Source organism: Reichenbachiella agariperforans, assembly GCF_900142205.1.
Taxonomy (GTDB): Bacteria; Bacteroidota; Bacteroidia; order Cytophagales; family Cyclobacteriaceae; genus Reichenbachiella; species Reichenbachiella agariperforans.
Genome location: NZ_FRAA01000008.1, coordinates 176,807 through 197,683, shown reverse-complemented (window position 1 = coordinate 197,683; position 20,877 = coordinate 176,807). Strand labels below are relative to the sequence as shown.

The 20,877-nt window shown below is 46.4% G+C and carries 15 protein-coding genes; 11 read left to right on the top strand and 4 right to left on the bottom strand.

Features of this window, described 5'->3' with window-relative positions:
• The first annotated feature begins 7 nt into the window (after window positions 1–7).
• From BUB99_RS17585 to BUB99_RS17545, 9 genes are all read left to right on the top strand, one after another.
• The gene (locus BUB99_RS17585; protein WP_073124715.1) at window positions 8–1,606 is read left to right on the top strand and encodes a SusD/RagB family nutrient-binding outer membrane lipoprotein; all 1,599 of its coding nucleotides are present in this window, start codon (window positions 8–10) and stop codon (window positions 1,604–1,606) included.
• A 34-nt stretch (window positions 1,607–1,640) separates the two neighbouring features.
• Window positions 1,641–2,999 carry a glycosyl hydrolase family 18 protein gene (locus BUB99_RS17580; protein WP_073124713.1) on the top strand — a complete coding sequence of 453 codons (1,359 nt, stop codon included), beginning with the start codon at window positions 1,641–1,643 and terminating at the stop codon, window positions 2,997–2,999.
• A gap of 59 nt (window positions 3,000–3,058) precedes the next feature.
• Window positions 3,059–4,273 carry a glycosyl hydrolase family 18 protein gene (locus tag BUB99_RS17575; protein ID WP_073124712.1) on the top strand — a complete coding sequence of 405 codons (1,215 nt, stop codon included), beginning with the start codon at window positions 3,059–3,061 and terminating at the stop codon, window positions 4,271–4,273.
• A gap of 53 nt (window positions 4,274–4,326) precedes the next feature.
• Window positions 4,327–6,216 (top strand): beta-N-acetylhexosaminidase, encoded by a 1,890-nt coding sequence (locus tag BUB99_RS17570; protein WP_073124710.1) that lies wholly within the window; start codon window positions 4,327–4,329, stop codon window positions 6,214–6,216.
• A 25-nt stretch (window positions 6,217–6,241) separates the two neighbouring features.
• A complete protein-coding gene (locus BUB99_RS17565; RefSeq protein ID WP_073124708.1) occupies window positions 6,242–7,135 on the top strand; it encodes an ROK family protein in 894 nt (297 codons plus the stop codon).
• A gap of 308 nt (window positions 7,136–7,443) precedes the next feature.
• Window positions 7,444–7,998 (top strand): TetR/AcrR family transcriptional regulator, encoded by a 555-nt coding sequence (locus BUB99_RS17560; protein WP_084190636.1) that lies wholly within the window; start codon window positions 7,444–7,446, stop codon window positions 7,996–7,998.
• A 103-nt stretch (window positions 7,999–8,101) separates the two neighbouring features.
• Complete coding sequence (locus tag BUB99_RS17555; RefSeq protein WP_073124706.1) at window positions 8,102–9,406, top strand: TolC family protein; 1,305 nt, start codon at window positions 8,102–8,104, stop codon at window positions 9,404–9,406.
• A gap of 23 nt (window positions 9,407–9,429) precedes the next feature.
• Entirely contained in the window at window positions 9,430–10,542 is a 1,113-nt protein-coding gene (locus BUB99_RS17550; RefSeq protein ID WP_073124756.1) for an efflux RND transporter periplasmic adaptor subunit, read from the top strand.
• A 30-nt stretch (window positions 10,543–10,572) separates the two neighbouring features.
• Window positions 10,573–13,737, top strand: coding sequence for an efflux RND transporter permease subunit (locus BUB99_RS17545; protein ID WP_073124705.1), 3,165 nt, complete (start codon window positions 10,573–10,575; stop codon window positions 13,735–13,737).
• Between the two features lie 230 nt (window positions 13,738–13,967).
• On the opposite strand, the gene BUB99_RS17535 is transcribed toward BUB99_RS17545, so the two are convergent.
• The 4 genes from BUB99_RS17535 to BUB99_RS17520 form a co-directional block, all read right to left on the bottom strand.
• A complete protein-coding gene (locus BUB99_RS17535) occupies window positions 13,968–14,654 on the bottom strand; it encodes a response regulator transcription factor (RefSeq protein ID WP_073124754.1) in 687 nt (228 codons plus the stop codon).
• Entirely contained in the window at window positions 14,651–16,225 is a 1,575-nt protein-coding gene (locus tag BUB99_RS17530; protein ID WP_073124702.1) for a sensor histidine kinase, read from the bottom strand. Before BUB99_RS17530 ends, BUB99_RS17535 begins: the two co-directional genes overlap by 4 nt.
• A 16-nt stretch (window positions 16,226–16,241) precedes the next feature.
• Complete coding sequence (map, locus tag BUB99_RS17525; RefSeq protein ID WP_073124700.1) at window positions 16,242–17,006, bottom strand: type I methionyl aminopeptidase; 765 nt, start codon at window positions 17,004–17,006, stop codon at window positions 16,242–16,244.
• 147 nt (window positions 17,007–17,153) lie between these two features.
• On the bottom strand, window positions 17,154–17,729 hold the full coding sequence (locus BUB99_RS17520; RefSeq protein WP_073124698.1) for a PhnA domain-containing protein: 576 nt from the start codon (window positions 17,727–17,729) through the stop codon (window positions 17,154–17,156).
• Window positions 17,730–17,762: 33 nt separating this feature from the next.
• Here BUB99_RS17520 and BUB99_RS20475 point away from each other — a divergent pair, with 33 nt between their 5' ends.
• Both BUB99_RS20475 and BUB99_RS17510 read left to right on the top strand, forming a co-directional pair.
• A complete protein-coding gene (locus BUB99_RS20475) occupies window positions 17,763–17,909 on the top strand; it encodes a hypothetical protein (protein WP_170863837.1) in 147 nt (48 codons plus the stop codon).
• Window positions 17,910–18,671: 762 nt separating this feature from the next.
• Entirely contained in the window at window positions 18,672–20,816 is a 2,145-nt protein-coding gene (locus tag BUB99_RS17510; protein ID WP_073124695.1) for an AAA family ATPase, read from the top strand.
• Window positions 20,817–20,877: the final 61 nt, after the last annotated feature.

Here is a 20,877-nt window from a genome sequence, read left to right as displayed (position 1 = left end):
AAATCAGATGAAGACTTTCATAAAGAAAAATATATATATCATCGCGCTGATTATGACGGTAGGTTTTGCTGCCTGTGATGATTTTGAGGAGATGAATCAGAATCCTACCACGTCGACGGACATGGATCCCAATCTGATGCTGCCAACGATACAGATGCAGCTATCTGGGGAGCGCTACGAGACATGGAGAAACAGTTTCATCTATGCCTCAGATTGGATGCAACTATGGACAGGCGAGTACGCGACGGTGGAGATTGGCGGAAAAGGTCAAAAGAACGATACCTACATGAGTGCTCTTTGGGATAGAGAGTATTCTCGCGAGGTGCGAAACATCACGGACATGGTGGAGCGAACCAAAGACAGTCCAGAACAAGTCAATATCAACGCGGTCTCACGGATCATGAGGGTGCTGATCTTTCATCGATTGACGGATTTGTATGGAGATTTACCGTATTTCACAGCGGGTAAAGGATATTTCGAAGGAGTACTCAAGCCGGCCTATGATACGCAAGAGGATATTTACAATGATTTCTTCGAAGAACTCGCGCTGGCTACAGATGCTTTGGACCCTAGTGCAGATCAGGTGACCCAAGACTTTTACTTTGAGGGCAACATTGCACAATGGAAAAAATTTGGGAATTCGCTGCGATTAAAATTAGCCATGAGACTGGTCAAAGTGAATGCCGCCAAAGCACAGAGCGAGGCTGAGGCTGCCATCGCTGGAGGAGTCATGGAAAGCAATGCCGACATGGCGATCATGTATCACAACGACGCACCGTTCAACGGCGGAGGTATGGGGGGCAATGGTACTTCGTACACCTTCATGTCTGCATCGCCTGATGTGAGTAGTTTCAGAATCTGTACGACACTCGCTGAGCAGCTGGAGTCTACAGGCGATCCTCGCATCACTCTCATGGCTGGTAGCTATCTGGACAACAAAGACCGTACGGATGTGAGCCAAGAGGTATACGACGAGATTGGTAGCTATACAGACTTATCAGTATTGCCGAGCAATTTCATCTGGCAAGCAGCTGGCGGCACGATAGAGGTCGACGTAGACGGTACACCGACTGAGGTGACTGGGCCGCTACAGATATTACAGCCTGCTAAGGCATTGACAGCTATCGATGCGCCTTTCATCATGATGAGTTATGCTGAGGTCAAACTGTTGATGGCGGAGGCAGCCTTTAGAGGGTGGTCTGCTGGTGGTGATGCTGCGACGCATTATGCGGAAGCACTCGCAGCAGGGGTGATGCAGTACGATGCGTATGGTATCGAACTGCCGGATCAAGGCACGATCGATGCATTCGTAGCGGCCAATCCTTTGGGCGCAGGTACAGAGCTCGAGGATATCAATACGCAGCTATGGGTCAACTTTGCTTTCAACCCGATGGAGGCGTATAGCAACTGGAGGAGATCAGGCTTCCCTGCACTCGCGTATCCAAACGTCGACCCAGGGATCAACCAGACCAACGGGACGATTCCTCGCAGGATGCAGTATCCGATCAACGAGTACTTGCTCAATGAAGCCAATCTGCTAGAAGCGGTAGATCGCCTCGAGGGTGGAGACGATTGGACCTCACGTGTATGGTGGGATGTCCAGTAGTCCGGTGCTTATGTCAACTAAAAAATTGAACCAAATGAAAAATTATAGATTTATAAAGGAAGCATTTCTACTGATGGTCATCGTCTCGATGTTCGTCAGTTGTGCGGAGGAAGTAGAGAACCCGAGCTTTGATTCGGACGAATTGCCGAGGATATTTGGCTGGGAGCAGCTCTACGGTACCAATATCGAAGACTCACTAAAGATCGCCGTGCAGGTATCTCCGAGCGATGGGGTGACCTACAGCTGGACACTCGATGGAGTAGAGGTTTCTACTGAGCCTACTTTTGAATATCTCTTTGATGATCCCAAAACCTACGAAGTGCATCTAGCTATCGAGCGAAATGGTGTGCCCAATACCCGGACAGCTACTGTCGAAGTGAACCAGCCTTTTATCCCGAAGGACTATGCCAAAATGATGGTTGGCTTCCTCACGAGTGCTGGGTCGATTTCGGATGTTGATTTCAGTAGCTTGACGCACTTGGTGATCTCATCTGCCGTGGTGGATGAAGTGGCATTTCCTGAGACCATCGTGGATACGACATTCGCAGATGCGATGAATATCCCACAGATCGTGCAGTCTGCGCACAATGCTGGTGTGTATGTCATGCTGGACGTGACGGATGATATGGCAGCCATCACTGGTGGAGGTCTGTATGGAGATGTGACCTTCTTTGACGCGGTAGCAGACGCAGACAAGCGTGCTAAGGTCTTGGAAACGATCATGAAGTTTGCGGTGGACAATCAGCTGGATGGAGTTAATTTCTATCTTAACGATACTTGGGGAGGGCCAGGTAGTTTGGATGCTGCTGCGATTGGTGCATTCTATGCAGCGGTACCGGATTATTTGCCCGAAGGGCCAGGGCCTGACGGAGAGTTCTTTTATTCCGTGTCTGTACCGGGCGGTTGGACGACTAGTTTGTTGAGTCCATTGGCGGCAGTAGAGCGCATCGATTGGGTGAATATACAACCTTATCGATATGAAGATTTGTCTCCGACATCACACTCGCCTGGCTGGGCTTATACCAGTCTAGCGGATACTTGGATAGGTTTGGGGGTTCCCGCAGAGAAGATTGTAGGCGGGTTTCCAGCTTTCGGACTGAAGTACGACATGCCTACAGACGGCACGGTCGTCGGCTGGGGCAACTTGTGGATGTTTGCCACTTACCATACTTACAAAGAGATTTTATCGATGGATGCGGAAGCGTATAGTAAAAACATGCTCAGCGTAGACGATGGTTTATTCTACGATGGACACCCAGCGGTGACCGAAAAGGCCAACGCAGTACTCTCTCAAGGGTATGGAGGGATGATGATGTGGAGTATCGAGAGCGACACCAAAGACCCTGAAACCTCCTTATTGAAAGCTGCATATTCAGCATTAGGTAATAATTAGCGTTAAGTTTAAAGTAACTAGTCCCCGATGGAGAAACGGGGGCTAGTTTTTCTTATTGAATGAAAAAAGCAATCCTATTTTTTAGCTTGACAGTGTTCTGTATCACTGCGAGCATAGCCCAGTCCTCACCTTCGCGTGTGGTCGGGTATATACCTACTTGGGTCAATTTTAGTGCTCTACTTCATGAGACAGATTTTTCGTCGTATTCGCACATCATGTTGGCATTCGCCAATCCGGATATAGATGGGAATGTCAGTATCGGAGCATCGGAGGCAGATGTGAAGCGACTCATCCGCAAGGCCCACCAATCAGGGTGCCTAGTCCTCATGTCTATTGGTGGAGGATCTACTACCATCAATGATGCTTGGCACGAAAACATGAAATCTAGCAATCGCCCACGGGTCATCGGCAACTTGATTGCCTTTATGCAAGCGCATGGTTTTGATGGAATCGATGTGGATTTGGAGGGTGATTTGGTACTCAGCAGTGCCTACCCTGCATTCGTTCGGGAGTTAGACGAACGTTTGCCTGAGACTAAACTGTACACTGCCGCCATGGCAACTTGGAGCGCAACCAATTTGCAGTCCGAGACCCTAGATCGTTACGATTTCATCGGGGTGATGTCCTATGATCAGACTGGTCCATGGACGCCCAATGCACCGGGGCAGCACTCGAGCTATGAGAATGCCGTATATGACATTGATTATTGGAAGAATACAAAAAAACTATCTGCGGACAAAGTAGTACTTGGTCTGCCGTTTTATGGCTACAACTTTGAAAGTGCCACGCAAATCAGATCGATGGTCTACCGAGATATTGTTGCGCAGTACGAGGGGGCGGAGGCTCTCGATCAAGTGGACAACATCTACTACAACGGTCAGCCAACCATCCGAGCCAAATCAGAACTAGCACTGGAACAAGCAGGCGGAGTGATGATTTGGGAAATCACCCAGGATGTATCCTATAGCGACGAACGTTCACTTCTTCGGACGATACACGAGGTGATTGAGCCGGTTCATCAGGAGATATTGTCGACGGGTTTAGGCGTAGAGGTAGATAGTATTTACCCCAACCCAACGTATGATTTCTTGGTTTTACCAGAGCTGGGAGCAGATGATACCGTCACAATCGTTACTTTACAAGGAGCACACGTGTGGAGCGGAATGGCAGATACCGAGCGTCAAATTGATGTACGTTCACTCTCGTCAGGGATATACTTGGTAAGGATAGAGAATAACCAAAGAGTCAAAAGTCTCCGCTTTATCAAAGAGTAGCTTATCTGTCTTGATGAATTTTGAAAACAATTAAAATATTAACTGATCATAGCATGAGAAAGACATGGAATGTAATACTGAGCGTTGTGTTGGGAGGCCTGCTGGCCTGTAGCCCGAAACCTCAGGGAGAATACAAGGGAACTGTTCAGATTATCCCTGAGCCTGTATCCCTACAACAGTCAACTGGTCAACTGGTTCTCACAGAGGACCTGAAGTTGTTTGCACAGGCAGATAACGAAGAGGCGAATCGCGTGGCGCAGCATTTAGCGGAGGATTTGAGGCAAGTTACAGGCTGGGCTGTCCCAGTAGCCCCGATCACGAGTGACCAATCGGTGGGGGATAACCAGATCGTATTTACGTCTGAGGGAGTAGCCAATGATCAACCCGAGGAGGCTTATACACTCAGTGTCACCACAGATGCTGTGGTTGTACGTGCTGTATCTGGCGCAGGCTTGTTTTACGGGATGCAAACGCTGAAGCAGTTGTTGCCTGTAGAAATCTATGGCAAAGCGAAGGCTACTGAGGTGGAGTGGAGTCTGCCGCTGGTGCAGGTTGAGGATTATCCACGATTTAGTTGGAGAGGATTGCACCTGGATGTGGGACGCAACATGAGCTCCGTGGAGTTCATCAAGGAATACATCGACAACATGGCCATGCACAAACTCAATACCTTTCATTGGCACTTGACAGATGATCAAGGATGGCGGATTGAAATCAAAAAATATCCGAAACTGACAGAGATTGGAGGGTTTCGCAAGGAGAGCTTGACCATCACAAGTCGTCATCAGCCCAAAGTCTATGACGGCAAACGATACGGAGGGTTCTATACACAAGAGCAAATCAAAGAGATCGTGGCGTATGCTGCAGACAGGTATATCACGGTGATCCCTGAGATAGAGTTACCAGGGCATGCTACTGCGGCGATCGCTGCGTATCCAGAGTTGGGTACATCAGGTGAGCGTCCAGAGGTGGAAGTGAACTGGGGCATATTCCCTGATATCTTCAATGTAGAGGATGCCACTTTTTCCTTCCTCGAAGATGTATTGGCAGAAGTCATCGAACTGTTTCCGAGCCAATATATTCATATAGGTGGAGACGAAGCGATGAAGGTTCAGTGGGAGGAGTCGCCACGGATACAAGCCAAGATGAAGGAATTGGGACTGAAAGACGAACATGAATTGCAGAGTTATTTCATTACGCGCATAGAGAAATTTGTCAATTCCAAAGGGCGTCAGATCATCGGTTGGGACGAAATCCTCGAAGGAGGACTTGCACCCAATGCGGCGGTGATGTCTTGGCGTGGAGAGTCTGGTGGTATCGCTGCAGCGAGGAGTCAACACAGCGTAGTGATGGCACCTTATCAGTTTCTGTACCTCGATTATTATCAAGGAGATCCACGATTCGAACCGACTGTGGTGGGACGTGAGTTGACCATGGCTGATGTATATGCCTACGATCCGCTACCTGATTCGCTCACGGAGGAGGAGCAAAGCTACATCCTCGGTGCACAGGCCAATGTCTGGACGGAGTACATGCCTACCGAAGATCAAATCGAGTACATGGTCTACCCTAGGATCAGTGCACTCTCCGAACTGGTGTGGTCACCAGGCAGTACCAAGGATTGGGAGCGTTTCAAAGAGAAATTGCCAAGACAGACAGCGCGCTATGCTGCGCTCGATATCAACTATGCCAAGAGTCTATTTCATGTGACCTATACCGTGTCCGAGGATTCTACCGATGGTTACCAAGTCGAGTTGGACAACCAGATGGACTGGCCAGGGATGTATTACACCACGGACGGTAGTGAACCTACACTAGAGTCTTCACGCTATGAGTCACCGCTCATGGTGGCAGAAGGCACGAGGCTCAAGGCGATATTATATGCTACGGATGAAACCCTATATGGCAAGGTTACAGAGATCGTCGTAGGAGCAGAACAATAAGGTCAACGAATTATTTGTACAGAGAATGAACAACAGTCAATACATAGTAGGAGTGGATGTAGGCGGATCTACCATCAACCTAGGGGTGATTCGCAACGGGGAGATCGTGAAGAAAATCAGCGTACCGACTCCAGCTCAAGAAAGTAAGGATGTGGTGGTCGATGCGATTATAGCAGGGATCGAACAGGTGAGTATGGGTTTTGACATACTCGGTATCGGGATAGGTGTCCCGGGACTAGTTGATGAGAAACGTGGCATTGTTTATCAAGTGACCAACATACCGTCATGGGATGAGGTGCATCTCGTGGATAGCATCAGCGAGCATTTCGGGTTAGAGGTCTGCCTCACCAATGACGCCAACTGCTATGTACTAGGAGAGAAGTTTCATGGCAAAGGAAAGCCCTATGACAGTGTCGTGGGGATTACGCTCGGTACGGGACTGGGAGTGGGACTGGTCATCAACGGTAGTTTGCACGCTGGCCTCATGTCATGCGCGGGAGAGTTGGCGGTGCTTCCATACCTGGCGCACAACTATGAGCACTACTGTAGCGGACAGTTTTTCCAGAAAGAGCATGGGGAGGAGGGGAAAGTACTCTTTGCTCAGGCGGCGGCTGGTGACGAGCGTGCCTTGCGTATCATGGCAGAACTGGGGACGCATATAGGGCAGTTGGTCAAGTTGACCTTGCACATACTGTCCCCGGAGGCTATATTTTTTGGCGGTTCGATCAAGGACTGTTCCCCTTATTTTGAAGCTTCGATGCGAGAGGTGCTCAAGACCTTCCCTTATCAACGGGTATTGGATTTGTTGGTGATTGACTACTCAGGAGAGGCGGACATGGCTCTGCTAGGAGCCAGTGCCATCTTCGAAATGCGTAATCAGGAAATAGTAGAGTCAGGATTGTTAGAATCAAGACCCTAGACCAAGTGTCTCTAAAGGATCTCAAACTTTGGACAAGTTAATCTTAGAATATTTTCAAAGCCACTATAGCATTTTAACTATAGTGGCTTTGTGTTTCTGACCAATATTAGGTTCAGTCGGTATTTCTGGAGATACAAATCAACAACGGGTTTCGATCAATGAATCGTTGGATAACGAAGTGATCTACTATTCCCCTCCATAGGAGATTCTCCTAAATTTCATTTTTCTTCTTCAAATTGTATCAAGGGTGTAACCTTTTTGACAAAAGGAAAGTAAAACCGAATGAACATTCAATCTATATTTGCGGTATGGTAGAGAAGAAGCAAGCGATATTCGATAGTGCCCTAGAATTGATCAACGAATGTGGGTTTCATGGGACGTCTATGAGTCAACTGGCTAAGCATGCAGGTGTGGCGGCAGGGACGATATATCATTATTTTGAGAGCAAAGAAGCAATGATTTGTGCTTTGCATACGGATATCGTGGACAAGCTGTTGGAGAGCTTAACGACAAGTGACGACAAAAACCTTTCTTTCAAAGAGCGTTTTGAGAAAAGGTGGAAATGTATCTACCAGTTCCATATAGATCGTCCTCATGTCCTACGGTTTTACGAGCAGTTTGTCAATTCGCCATTCTATTTCAACTATCCCAAAAGGAAAGAGATTCAATTGTATTTTTCGGCATTTTTTCAAGAAGGAATCAGCCAAGGAATAATCATCGATAAAAACCCAGAATTGATTTCAGGGTTGTTTTTCGGGAGTGTGATTTCCGCCTTGAAAATGAAGTTTTACCGAAAGGTGGATATCGATGGGTCAGATTTGAATGACATCATTGACATGCAATGGAAGGGCATGATCATTTAAATGACTAAACTATTTTACTAGGAATGAATTGTGTCTGGGAGATAATCAGGCATAGGAAAACTATTGTCAAAACATAATTAACAACAAAGAGAGTAGAAATCATATGAAACAAAAACTCAGTTTCTTAATCATACTATGCCTGGTCACGACGCTTCACGTGTCGGCGCAGCAGAGTTATTCACTCGAGGAGTGTATTACTTTTGCGCTGGAGCACCGACCAGACATGGAGCAAACGATGATCGATGAGCAGATCGGTCACCATGAGATCAACGCCAGTTTGTCGGCTTGGCTGCCACAGATCACGGGGAGCTACAGCTTGGTCAACAACACCCAGTTGCAGAGTACTGTGTTTGCTGGCAATGTCGTGCAGATCGGTCAGAAGTACAATTCCAACTTGTCTCTGCGCGCTGACCAGACGCTCTATAGCAACGAGGTGCTCTTGGCGAGCAAAGCTGCGAAGCATAGCCGTCGACAGCTCGAACAAAACATCGTATCGAGCAAGATCAGTACGGTTGTGGATGTGAGCAAGGCGTTTTACGACATCTTGTTGACACGCGAGCAGCTCAATATCCTGCAGGGCAACATCGTGCGTCAGCAGAAGCAGTACAACGATTCGCGTGCACAGTACGACAATGGTATGGTGGACAAGACCGATTACCAGCGGGCTAGCATCACTTTGGCCAATTCGAGAAGTGCCAAGAAGAGAACCGAGGAGTCGCTCAAGGCCAAGTTTGCATACCTCAGACAGCTGATGGGCTTGCCGATGGAGGAGCAGTTCAATCTGGAGTACGATACAAAGCAGATCTTGGAGAGTGATATTCTGTTGGATACCACGCAGAATCTAGCGATCGAGAGTCGCATCGAGTACCGACAGTTGCAGACGGACATGGAGTTGCTCAAGCTCAACACGTCATACTATAAGATGGGCTTGATCCCGACGATTTCGGCGTATGCCAATTATAGCCCGCAGTACTTTCACGATGATTTCACGAGTCTGTACAACAACAACTACACCACGTCGAGCATAGGGTTGACGGCTAGCATTCCGATTTTCACGGGCAACAAGCGAAACCAACAAATCAAGATCGCCAAGCTCCAAGAAGAGCGACTCGACGTGACACTGGAAGATGCCAAGCGTGTGATCAGCACCGAGTATCAGACGGCACTCGCAGGATACAAGAGCGACTACTACGACATGGAAACACTCCGTAGCAATGCCGATCTCGCAGCGGATGTCTACAAAACCATCAAACTACAATACGACGAAGGCATCAAAACCTACTTGGAGGTAATCGTAGCGGAGACCGAATTGCAGACAGCCCAACTCAACTATCTCAATGCGGTATTTCAGTTGCTATCTAGCAAACTGGACTTCCAAAAATCCATCGGAACCATCGAAATCAATTGACAACAATGATCTTTCAAAAAACCATGAACATACATCGAAATTTATATCTCAACGCCATCCTGATAGTCCTAGCCGCAGTAGCCGTGACCGCATGTACGGGTGGGAATGGTGCGCCTCGAATGGCAGGAGCAGCGACTGTGACGGCCATGGACGTATTGTCCAAAGAAGTGGAAAGTTTGGATAGCTATCCAGCTACTGTCGTACCGGTCAACGAAGTGGAACTTCGTCCTCAACTGTCTGGATACATTACCGAAATCTTCGTCAAAGATGGCGAAACAGTCAAAAAGGGGCAGAAACTCTATGAAATAGACCGAACCAAATATATCGCGTCCTATCATCAAGCCAAAGCAAATGTGTCTACGGCAGAAGCCAATTTGGCAAAAATAGAGCAGGACGTGAAGCGCTACGAAGCACTGCGCGAGCAGGATGCCATCGCTGCGCAAAAAGTAGATTACGCCAAAGCAGACCTCCAAACAGCCAAAGCGCAAGTCGATGCGGCCAAAGCGCAATTGTCTTCTTCGACCAATGACTTGCAGTACTCTACGATCAAAGCACCATTCGCTGGGACCATCGGGATACATCAAGTTCGCGTCGGTGCGCAAGTATCGCCCGGTCAGCCATTGCTCAATACGCTCTCGTCTGACGATCCTGTGGCGGTAGATTTCGTGATCAACGAAAAGGAAATTCCACGATTCAACAGGCTGAAACGTGAGGAGCAGCCTGATTCGTTGTTTACCATGGCGTTGAGTGACGGCAGCAAGTACCCCTATTCGGGAAAGGTGATAGCCATCGATCGTGCAGTAGGCCGTCAGACGGGGACACTGACGATCCGTTTGAGTTTTCCTAATCCGGAGAAGGACCTGATTCCAGGGATGACTGTGGATGTCAAGGTACTTAATCAAGACCATGGAAAGCAAATTGCGATCCCTTACAAAGCAGTTGTCGAGCAGATGGGCGAGTACTTCGTCTATGTCGTCCAAGACGGTAAAGCACATCAAGTCCGTATCCAACTCGGTAGCATTGTCGGTGGAGATATCGTCGTACGTGACGGGCTCAAGGGAGGCGAAAAACTCATCGTCAACGGCATCCAGAAACTACGCGAAGGATCAGCAGTAGAGGTCGTGAGCAACAATTAATCAATTCGGTTCAAAACATAACATAGAAGAATGATATCTGATGTATTTATAAAACGCCCGGTCACCTCGATCGTCATCTCGCTCTTGCTGCTGTTGACGGGGACCTTGGCGATCATGAACCTGCCTGTGACCCAGTATCCGGAGATTACGCCCCCAGTGGTGTCGATTTCGGGTAATTATACAGGGGCAGATGCCCAGACCGTAGAGCAGACGGTCGCGACTCCTGTGGAGACACAGGTCAACGGTACTCCGGGTATGGCCTACGTGTCATCCAACAGTACGAGTACGGGACAGATGCAAATGAACGTCACCTTTGAGGTGGGGACCGATGTGGATATTGCCACATTGGATGTGCAAAACAGAGTGAGCATCGCCGAACCGACACTCCCAGAGGCGGTCAAGCGTCTCGGTATCGTCGTACGCAAGCGTAATCCGAGCATCATGATGGTGGTAGGGATCTACTCTCCAAACGGGACACACGACGTAGGCTACCTCGACAACTATACCAACATCTTCGTGCGAGACGCTTTGTTGCGTGTGCCAGGTGTGGGGGATATTACTTCTCTAGGGCAGGATTTCTCGATGAGACTTTGGCTCAAGCCAGACAAGATGGCTCAGTATGGGATCCGTACACAAGAAGTCAGTGCAGCGATACAGGAGCAAAATCTCCAAGTCGCGGCGGGGAAAGTAGGCGCTATGCCGCAGGTAGATGATCAGGCTTTCGAGTACCCGATCACTGTCAACGGCCGACTGTCGTCAAAAGAAGAATTTGAAGATATCATCGTTCGTACTAACCCCGAAGATGGCTCTTTGGTCTATCTCAAAGATATCGCGCGCATCGAGTTTGGTCGATTCGACTATGGCCGTGCGTCTGTGGTCAATGGAGACCCTACGGCGCTGCTTTTGATCTATCAAGCGCCGGGTAGCAATGCCCTCACGACGGCCGATGGGGTCAACGAAGCATTGGAAGAGTTGAAGAAAGCATTTCCTAATGATGTGGATTATGTGGTCTCTTTTGAGTCGGTCTCTGTGGTAGAGGTGTCGATCGAGGAAGTGTTGCATACGCTGTTTGAAGCCTTGCTGCTCGTGACGATCGTGGTGTTCCTGTTCTTGCAGAGCTGGAGAGCGACTTTGGTGCCGATTTTGGCAATTCCGGTTTCGATTGTGGGTACGTTCATCTTTTTTATTCCCTTGGGCTTCACCATCAACACACTGACGCTGTTTGGTTTCGTCCTTGCGATTGGTATCGTAGTGGATGACGCGATTGTGGTGGTAGAGGCAGTACAGCACTACATCGATCACTTCAAGCTTTCGCCCAAAGAAGCCACACGCCGAGCGATGAAAGACATCACTGCGCCAGTTATTGCGATTGCTTTGATCTTGGCGGCTGTATTTATTCCGGTGGGATTCATCCCAGGTATCGTAGGACGATTGTACCAGCAGTTTGCGATTACGATTGCGATTTCGGTATTGATTTCGGCTTTTGTCGCTCTGACACTGACACCAGCGCTTTGTTCGCTGATGCTGCGTCCGATGAATTTGTCCAAGAAATCTACGGGTATCAATGGGCTGTTCTTCAAGTTCAATACTTGGTTTGAGCGGACTACTGAGTCTTATGGCAATGGTGTCCGGAAGGCCATCAAAGCCACGCCGATGGTATTGATCGCGCTAGTATGTATCTATGTAGGCACGGTGGGGATGTTCAACATCAAACCGACTGGATTTATCCCAACGGAAGATGAAGGACGTATTTTCATCGCGATGGAACTGCCCGAAGGGTCGTCTACGGCACGTACACTGGAAGTGATGGACAAAGTAGGTGCGACACTCGGCGAGCACCCCGCGATCAAAAACTACACGGGTATCGCTGGACTGAATGCGATCAACTTCTCGTTCAAATCCAACTCAGCGACCTACTTCATCCAGATGCATCCTTGGGAGGAAAGAAAAGATCCATCCATGCAGTTGCAGGGAGTGATCGGTCAGCTCAATGCCGCATTTGCGAGTGTACACGAAGCGACCATTCGCGTGGTGTCTCCACCTGCGATTCCAGGTTTGGGTAACACAGGGGGATTCAGTTTCATGCTGGAGCAGCGTGCTGGCGGAGAGGTCAAGGAGCTCGAAGGAGTCTTGGGGCAATTTCTCATGGCAGCCAATCAGCGACCAGAGATTGCGATGGCCTATAGCTTCTTTACCGCACGAGCACCGGGCTACCAAGTAGATGTAGACCGAGAGAAAGCCAAGAAATTGGGTGTGTCCGTATCGGATGTTTTTGCAACCATGTCGTCGTTTATGGGGAGCCAGTACATCAATGACTTCACGCGCTACGGTCGAAACTTCCGCGTCGTGGCTCAGGCCGATACGAGCTATCGCATGGATATCAAAAATCTAGAAAAGTATTACGTCCAAAACCGCAACGGCGAATCAGTACCGCTGAGTGCATTGGTCAGCTATCACGTCAAGGAAAGTGCACCGGTGATCTCTCACTACAACCTCTTCCGATCGGCAGAAGTCAATGGGGCTGCAGCACCGGGCTACAGTAGTGGTCAAGCGATGGAGGCACTCAAAGAGGTGGCGGATGAAGTGCTGCCAGCAGGCTATGGTTATGATTTTTCAGGGCTGAGCCGTGAGGAGCTGTCGTCAGGCAATGCCACGGTAGCGATTTTTGGACTGTCAATCGTGATTGTGTTGTTGCTGCTCGCTGCACTGTATGAGAGTTGGTCTGTACCGTTTTCGATCTTGCTGACAGTGCCTTTGGGTGCTTTTGGAGCGATCGTGGCGTTGATGTTCTTGCCACACCTGAGCAACAACGTCTATGCGCAGATTGGTTTGATTACCCTGATAGGTCTGGCTGCTAAGAATGCTATCTTGATCGTGGAGTTTGCCAAAGAACGGGTAGACCGTGGGATGGAAATCGTCGCAGCTACACTGGAGGCGGTCAAATTGAGATTGAGGCCGATTGTGATGACGTCTTTGGCATTTATATTGGGAGTCGTGCCGTTGGCGTTGGCTTCTGGTGCGGGAGCTGTCGCGCGTCAGACGATCGGGTGGACCGTGATCGGCGGGATGCTCGCTGCGACCTTCCTAGCGATCTTCATCGTGCCAGTACTCTATATCGTGATTACGAAATTGGCCTACGGCAAAAAGGGGTTGGAAGAACTCCAAGCCAAAGCAGGGCTTGAAGAGGATAATTAAAATACCGTATTGGTTATTATTATTGATTGTTAGTGAAGGGCTTCTCGAAAGGGGAGCCCTTTTTTTGTGTCAGTCCAACACGTGGGCGCTATGATGTGGAAGGTCGAGTTAACCAATCACTCAAGGATAAAATCAAGTTGGTCCTCAATGAAATTAAGAATGAAAGTGGAGAAATACATGGTACGAGAGTAGAACTACAGGTGCCTTTTGGTACTTACGTTTAAATCAATTTAAAGCATTTTATACCCCATACCGTGGACAGTCAGGATGATTTTTGGATCGTTGGGGTTGTTTTCTATTTTTTGACGAAGACGTAGAATGAAGTTGTCTATAGTCCGTGTGGTAGGGAACTCGTCATAGCCCCAGATGTTTTTGAGTAGATCGTCTCGACTGACGATCTGTTGACGGTGATTCCAGAGGAAGTGTAACACTTCGAATTCTCGGTGGGAGAGTTTGATTGTTTCCGATCCCAACTTGGCTTCATAGGTTTTGAAATCTACCTGCATTAGCCCGATCTGCTCAAAATGCTGAGGAGAAGCGGTTTGTTGTCCTTGCTGTGTGCGTCTGAGAATGGCTTTGATTCGAGCGACTAGTTCACGGACACTAAAGGGTTTGGAGATGTAATCATCTGCACCGAATTCTAATCCGAGTACACGATCTATTTCTTCTCCTTTGGCTGTGAGCAGGATGATGGGGATGGGATTTTGTTCACTGCGCAGTTGTTTGCACACATCGAATCCAGACATCTCAGGCATCATTACGTCTAAAACCATGAGGTCGTAGTGTTGGTCTTTTAGTGCAGCTAGTGCGGCGCTACCATCACTGGCTGTATCGACCTGATACCCTTCGAAGATCAAGTTGTCATGTAACCCTTCCCGCATAGCGGGCTCATCATCTACTACTAATATTCTAGTCATGCGCTGGTCTGGTTTAGTGGAAAACATAAGGTGAAAGTACTGCCTTGATTCAATATCGAATCTACAGTGACTCGCCCTCCATGAGAGGTCATGATATGCTGTACGAGACTCAACCCAAGTCCTGTCCCTTTTGTTTTTTGAGTTAGGGCGTGCTCTACACGGTAGAATTTATCGAAAATCTTGCGCTGTGCACTTTTGGGTATCCCAATGCCGTAATCCTGGATTTGGCAGCAAGCATAGTCGCCTTTGCGGTAGGTTGAGATTTTGAGTTGATCGCTGTCTCCGTGGTATTTGATTGCGTTTTCGATCAGGTTAGACAATGCCTCGTCAAATGCCTGAAGATCTAGATTGACGAGGAGTGGACTACTGGATAGTGATAGTTCGCAGCGAATTCCTTTTTCTCGTAGGGTGTGTGAGTAATGTTCTATGAGTTGCGGGATGGGTTCGTTGAGGTCCTGAGCTTCGAGTCGGTAGGTCTTTTTGTTTGCCTCTATTTTGGAGAAATCAAGGATGTTGTTGACTAGGTAGGTGAGTCTCCCGGCTTCATGATGGATGACCTCATAGTAGTGTTTTTTTTTCTCCTCAGAGGGTAGCCTGCCTAGCATGAGGGTTTCGGCGTACATTTTGATGAGGGAGAGGGGAGTACGAATCTCATGAGATACGTTGGATACGAAATCCGATTTGAGCTGTGCAACCCGTACGGTGTTTCGGATGTTTCGGAGCATGATGAGTGTACCTAGTAGCATCGTCGATATGGATGCTAGTAGGATGTAGAGATTGTTTCGGCTTCTGGATCGGATCAGTTCAGCGTAGCTTTCTCCTTTGGTCTGTATGGCTAGTGAGGTATTGGGGAGTATCCAGAGTTCGTTGCGTATGTAGTCTTTGTCTAGGTCGAAGGTTTCCGTGCTGAATGCGATGCGTGGAGTGTCTAAGGTGTCGGCGGATTGTAGTACCGCTATTCGGAGGTTGTCTTGAGCAGATTCTTGCATTTTGGATCCCAATGTCTGTTCTATCCAGTAGTTGGTCTCTAGGATGAAAAGGGCATTGTATAGGGTTGAGTCACGGTCGTAGAGCATGACTGTGATGCCAGATTGGGCTGGTTGTAGACCGCTGATGGCTTGCCAGTCTGTAGCGGGTTGGATTTTTTGAAATCCCGCATCGAGGTATTTGGTCAATTGGAAGAGGACGGAATCCTTGGAGTCGTACCAGTTGTTGATGTTGCGACGGGTATCATCGGTAGATATCACATAGTCGTTGACACAGATGCTGTCGGATCGGTTAGACATCTGACGAATGACGAGCATTTGGATGGACTCGTTGGCGAGTAGCAGATCAGATGCATTTTTGGATAGGGGATGTTTTTCGTTGGTGAGTTTTCGTACCCAACTATCCATCATATCATCTGCATACTGGTTGAGCGAAAACATGATGGTCTCTAACTGCTTTTGGTAGATTTGGTTTGCAGTCTCTTCGTCTTCTTCGAGTGATTTGACCTGAAGTAGCGCATAGAGCAGGAGAGGGGTTAGGATCACCACCGCGAGTAGTAAAACCGTCCGGATGTTTTTGGTCATCGTCGAGGGGCTAGGTTTACTTCCATATCTCGTTGGCTTCTGTCAAGACAATCGGCTGCTCATCAGTCACCACGATGGTGTGTTCGTGCTGTGCGACGAACCCTCCTCGGTTGCCTACCAAAGTCCATCCATCTTTCAGTTCTACAGCTTGGGTAGATTTGGTAGAGATGAAAGTTTCTATCGCCACGACAGAGTTTTTTTCGAACCTTTGGTGATCATGTTTGTCTCGGTAGTTGAGGATGTTTTCGGGTTTTTCGTGGAGGCTTCTGCCTACTCCGTGACCTGCTAGATTTTTGATTACTTTGAATCCACTTCGATTAGCCTCTGACTCGATGATGTGTCCTATGTCGGATATTTTGACGCCATCTTGGATTTTGTTGATCGCATTGAAGAGGGCTTTTTTGGATGCTTCGATGAGTGGTTGATGTACATGTATATCCTCGCCTAGCACGAATGATCCGCCATTGTCTGCCCAAAAACCGTTACGCTCTCCAGACACGTCTATGTTGATGAGGTCACCATTTTTGAGGATTTTTTGTTCTGAGGGAATACCATGCGCGATCTCCTTGTTGACACTGATGCATGTCCATCCAGGAAATCCGTAGGTTTCGAATGGGGCAGATTTTGCTCCATGCTTTTTGAGTATTTCATAGCCATACTCGTCGAGTTCTTTGGTGGGCATGCCTTCCTTGGCATATTCACGCATTTTTTTCAAGGTAAGTCCCACGATGGTGCTAATTTCTCGCATCCCTGCCATTTCAGCGTCAGTACTTATGGACATAGTTGTCGAATTTATGTTGTTAAGTCTAAGGCACAATTTAACCTGAATTATTCAATTTGATAATCCCTCTGAATCAGATAGTAGGGTTTGTTCCTTAGAAAAACAGTATTTGTGATTGTATGGGTTTTGTAGGAATCTACATGCTAACTAGCTCTTCTTGACGAACTGGGTGAGGATGACGATGTGTTGTCCGTTGACCTTGCCTTCGATATGTTCGGCATTGTCATGGGTGAGGGTGATGTTGCGGACTGCCGTGCCACGTTTGGCAGTGAAGTTGGCACCTTTGACGTTGAGGTCTTTGATGAGAACAACCGAATCCCCCGCAGATAGCTGTACGCCGTTGCTATCGATATGCTTAATGGCCTTTTGCTCATCAGCGACCATTCCTTCTTTGGCCCATGCAAGGGTGTCATCGTCGAGGTAGAGCATTTCTAGGAGGTTTTGTGCCCAGCCTTCAGCGATCAAGTCGTTGAGCATTCTCCATGCGAGTACTTGTACGGCAGGTACTTCGCTCCACATGCTGTCGTTGAGGCAGTGCCAGTGGTTGGGGTTGATTTTATCTTTGTCGTCTATTTGTTCCAAACAAGAGCCACAGATCATTGCGTTTTCGGAGAGGTCCTGCCCAGATTTTGGAGAGACGATGTGCACGTTGAGTGTTTCTGTCGCGCCGCATAGTTCACATTTGGATTCACTTCTTTTAAGTAGTTCTTGTTCTATATTCATCTGTGATTTGATTTTCGATCCTGATTAAATGTCATGAGCATTGATGTCGCACAAAGATACTACAGTAGCTATGGAAACAAGAAATATGTGGCCAGTAGCTGTACATCTTCTTTGGTAAGCTTGTGGCAGTATGAGAGAGGGCAGGGACTAGAAATAGGCTTAGGAGCATCACTGGACTAGCGGCTATCATGAGACCCACGGGTCAAAGGGCACGGTCATGTAAGTTTGTTTTTGAATGATTATTACTTTTTGAATCACTTCCTGTCCAGTATTTTTTTCTCCTCTATTGGACAAAAACCATATTCATAAGAGAAGTAGTATCGTCTGTCTTTGACAGGGTAGATCGAGCAAAATATTGAAATGAAAACCCTAAATCCTGTAGCACCTGCGACTGGGAACACTCCAAGCGCCGATCTGGCCTTGCGCAAGGTCGGCCTTCCCCTTGCGCAAGGGGAGGCCTGTGCTTGGGCAAGCGCAACGGTCTGCTTGCCCAAGGTGGACCTTCTGCTTGCGCAAGCAGAAACCCGAACCTTTATTACTCTCCTCAAAACGTTCTGAAAGGTGAAAGCCTTTGACCCGCTACCCAGATTTGGGTATATATAGGTTGTACTTTGATCTTAAAGACCTGCTTGCTTGCCGCTACGCTGGGAAAAAGGTATTCTTGAGGAAATCAATGGTTGACGAGGTGTCGGTAGCCGTGGTTTTTAAGCGTGTAAAATGAATAGTGTGCAGCTTGGCTGTCTGTTGTTTTAGGCCTTCCGCAGAGTGACTGAAAACCACTGAAACGAAAAGCATTGTCTCGACACGGCAGGCACTAGGGAGCTTTATACACATGTTGCTCATAACACTATGAAAAACATTAAAAACCCACTAGATTAGCTTGATACCAATAGTATATATATGCAATTGCGTATAGCGAAATGTTAGCTACAACTGACCAAAATGGATATTACAAGAGTTACCATAGACAATTACAGAGGAATAAAGAATGCAGACTTTTTTCCTTCAGCATTGACATGCGTAATAGGTGAAAATAACGCTGGTAAATCAACGGTTTTAATCGCCATAAGTCTATTCTTTTCAGGTAGCGCAATTTCACCATCAGATTTTTACAATTCAGAAGATCAGATATTAATAGAGCTCGAATTTTCTAATATTTCAGATGAAGATCTGCTCCGTCTTTCACCCGAACACAAATCGAAAATCGAAGATTTAATCATAGATGGTAAGCTAAGCTTAGTAAGACTTTATGAAACTGATGGTAAATCGAAGCTTTATTGTAAGAAACTTGGTCCGAAAGATTCAAGATTATCTGAAGACAATATTAACAATCTTTTAAAAGGAAAAAAGGGTGCTGATATTTCGAGTAGCTTAATAACAATGTTGCCTGAATATGAGCCAGAATTAACTGATCTAAAAACTCAAAAAGCCGCGAAAGAGAAAATAGAATCAATTGTTAACAATCTTGATAGTGACTGTCTTGAAATGCAGATAACCAACCTCCCTACAGGAATTGATAACAGTGTCACAAACTTTTTACCAGAACCAATTTATATCGCGGCTGTCAAAGATTTAAAAGATGATGTTAAAACCAAAGAATCTACAACCTTTGGTAAGCTTTTAGGTATCCTTCTAAGGTTTCTTGAAAACACAGAAGAATTTGAAGAGATCTCAAGCTCCTTTGAAAAATTACATGGATTACTCAATGTTGTTGAAACGAAAGAAGGTATTTCAGATAATAGGATTCAACAAATAATCAACATTGAGAATCAAATGGAAACATACCTTAAGGAAAACTTTCCAAAGGTAGAAGTTGAAATCAGTGTGCCAAAACCTGAGCTTAAGCAGGTTTTTAGCAACTCCAAAATATTTATCAATGATGGTGTTAAAGACACAATTGAAACTAAAGGTGATGGAATTAAAAGAGCTCTTACATTTTCTCTTTTAAGAACATACGTTGATCAGCTCAAGGAACATAAAAAGAGAAAGTTTGAAGAAAATAACGAAGGAGAAACATTAGACGTAAATTCTCAACCATACATATTCCTTTTTGAAGAGCCTGAACTCTACCTTCATCCAAATGCGCAAAAAATACTTTTTGAAGCCTTGGAAAGTTTATCTAGTGAACTAAATCAAGTGTTCGTTACTACTCATTCTCCTCTTTTTTTCTCAGCTAATTCTACAGGAACATTTATAAAGGTCAAAAAAGTATATCCTGATGAAGAAAAGCCATTTGGAAAACTTATTGCGGTAAATCTAGAACGTGACATATCTTACAAAGATGCTTTTCAAATGTTATGTTATGAAAATAGCACTCCAGCATTCTTCGCAAATAAAGTTTTACTGGTTGAAGGCGATTCTGATTTGATTTATCTCAAAGAGTTATCCAAAACCATGAACCCTAATTGGGATTTTGACAACCAAAACATTCCAATAATAAGAATGAGTGGTAAATCAAACCTTAAAAAATACACGGATTTTTATCACCATTTTGAAGTCCAAGTATTTTCCTTGGTTGACTTAGATATGTTAATTGACGGATTTGATAAATATGAGGTTGGTGCAGAAATTCGATCAAAAAGAGAAGAATTGCTCAAAAATTTAGATGACATATCTGAATCAGGTGATTTTGAGTCTGACCTAAAAAAGTCAAAAATTAAAGAATTAACGAGAAGATATAACTGGAAGGAAAAGTATGTACGTCTAAAAGAGCTTGCTGCTTTAGTTAAGGAAGGTGGAACAATTTCTAGCAATGATATTTCAGATATAGACTTTTTGTTTGCAGAGGAATCCAATAATTTGAGAAGACAAGTTCTTGGGTATCCTGAAGGGGATTTAGACCTTAAGCATGAGTTACTAAAAGACCTCAGAGACATAAACATTTTCATCCTTGGTAAGGGAGTGATTGAGGACTATTATCCAGAAGGGGTAACAGGTGAAGATAAACCCTCCAAAGCATTAAATGCTATCAAAAAAATTAAGGAAATAGATGATTTGAGTTCATTTCTACCAACAACTAGAATTGGAGACAAAGAAGTCTGTGAGTTGAGTCAAATCTTCGAACAGATATTTAAAAAAAGTAGCTAACAAGACCTATAACACCATGTCGTGTCAGTGGGTTACGATATTTGTGGTTATTTGATAGCCC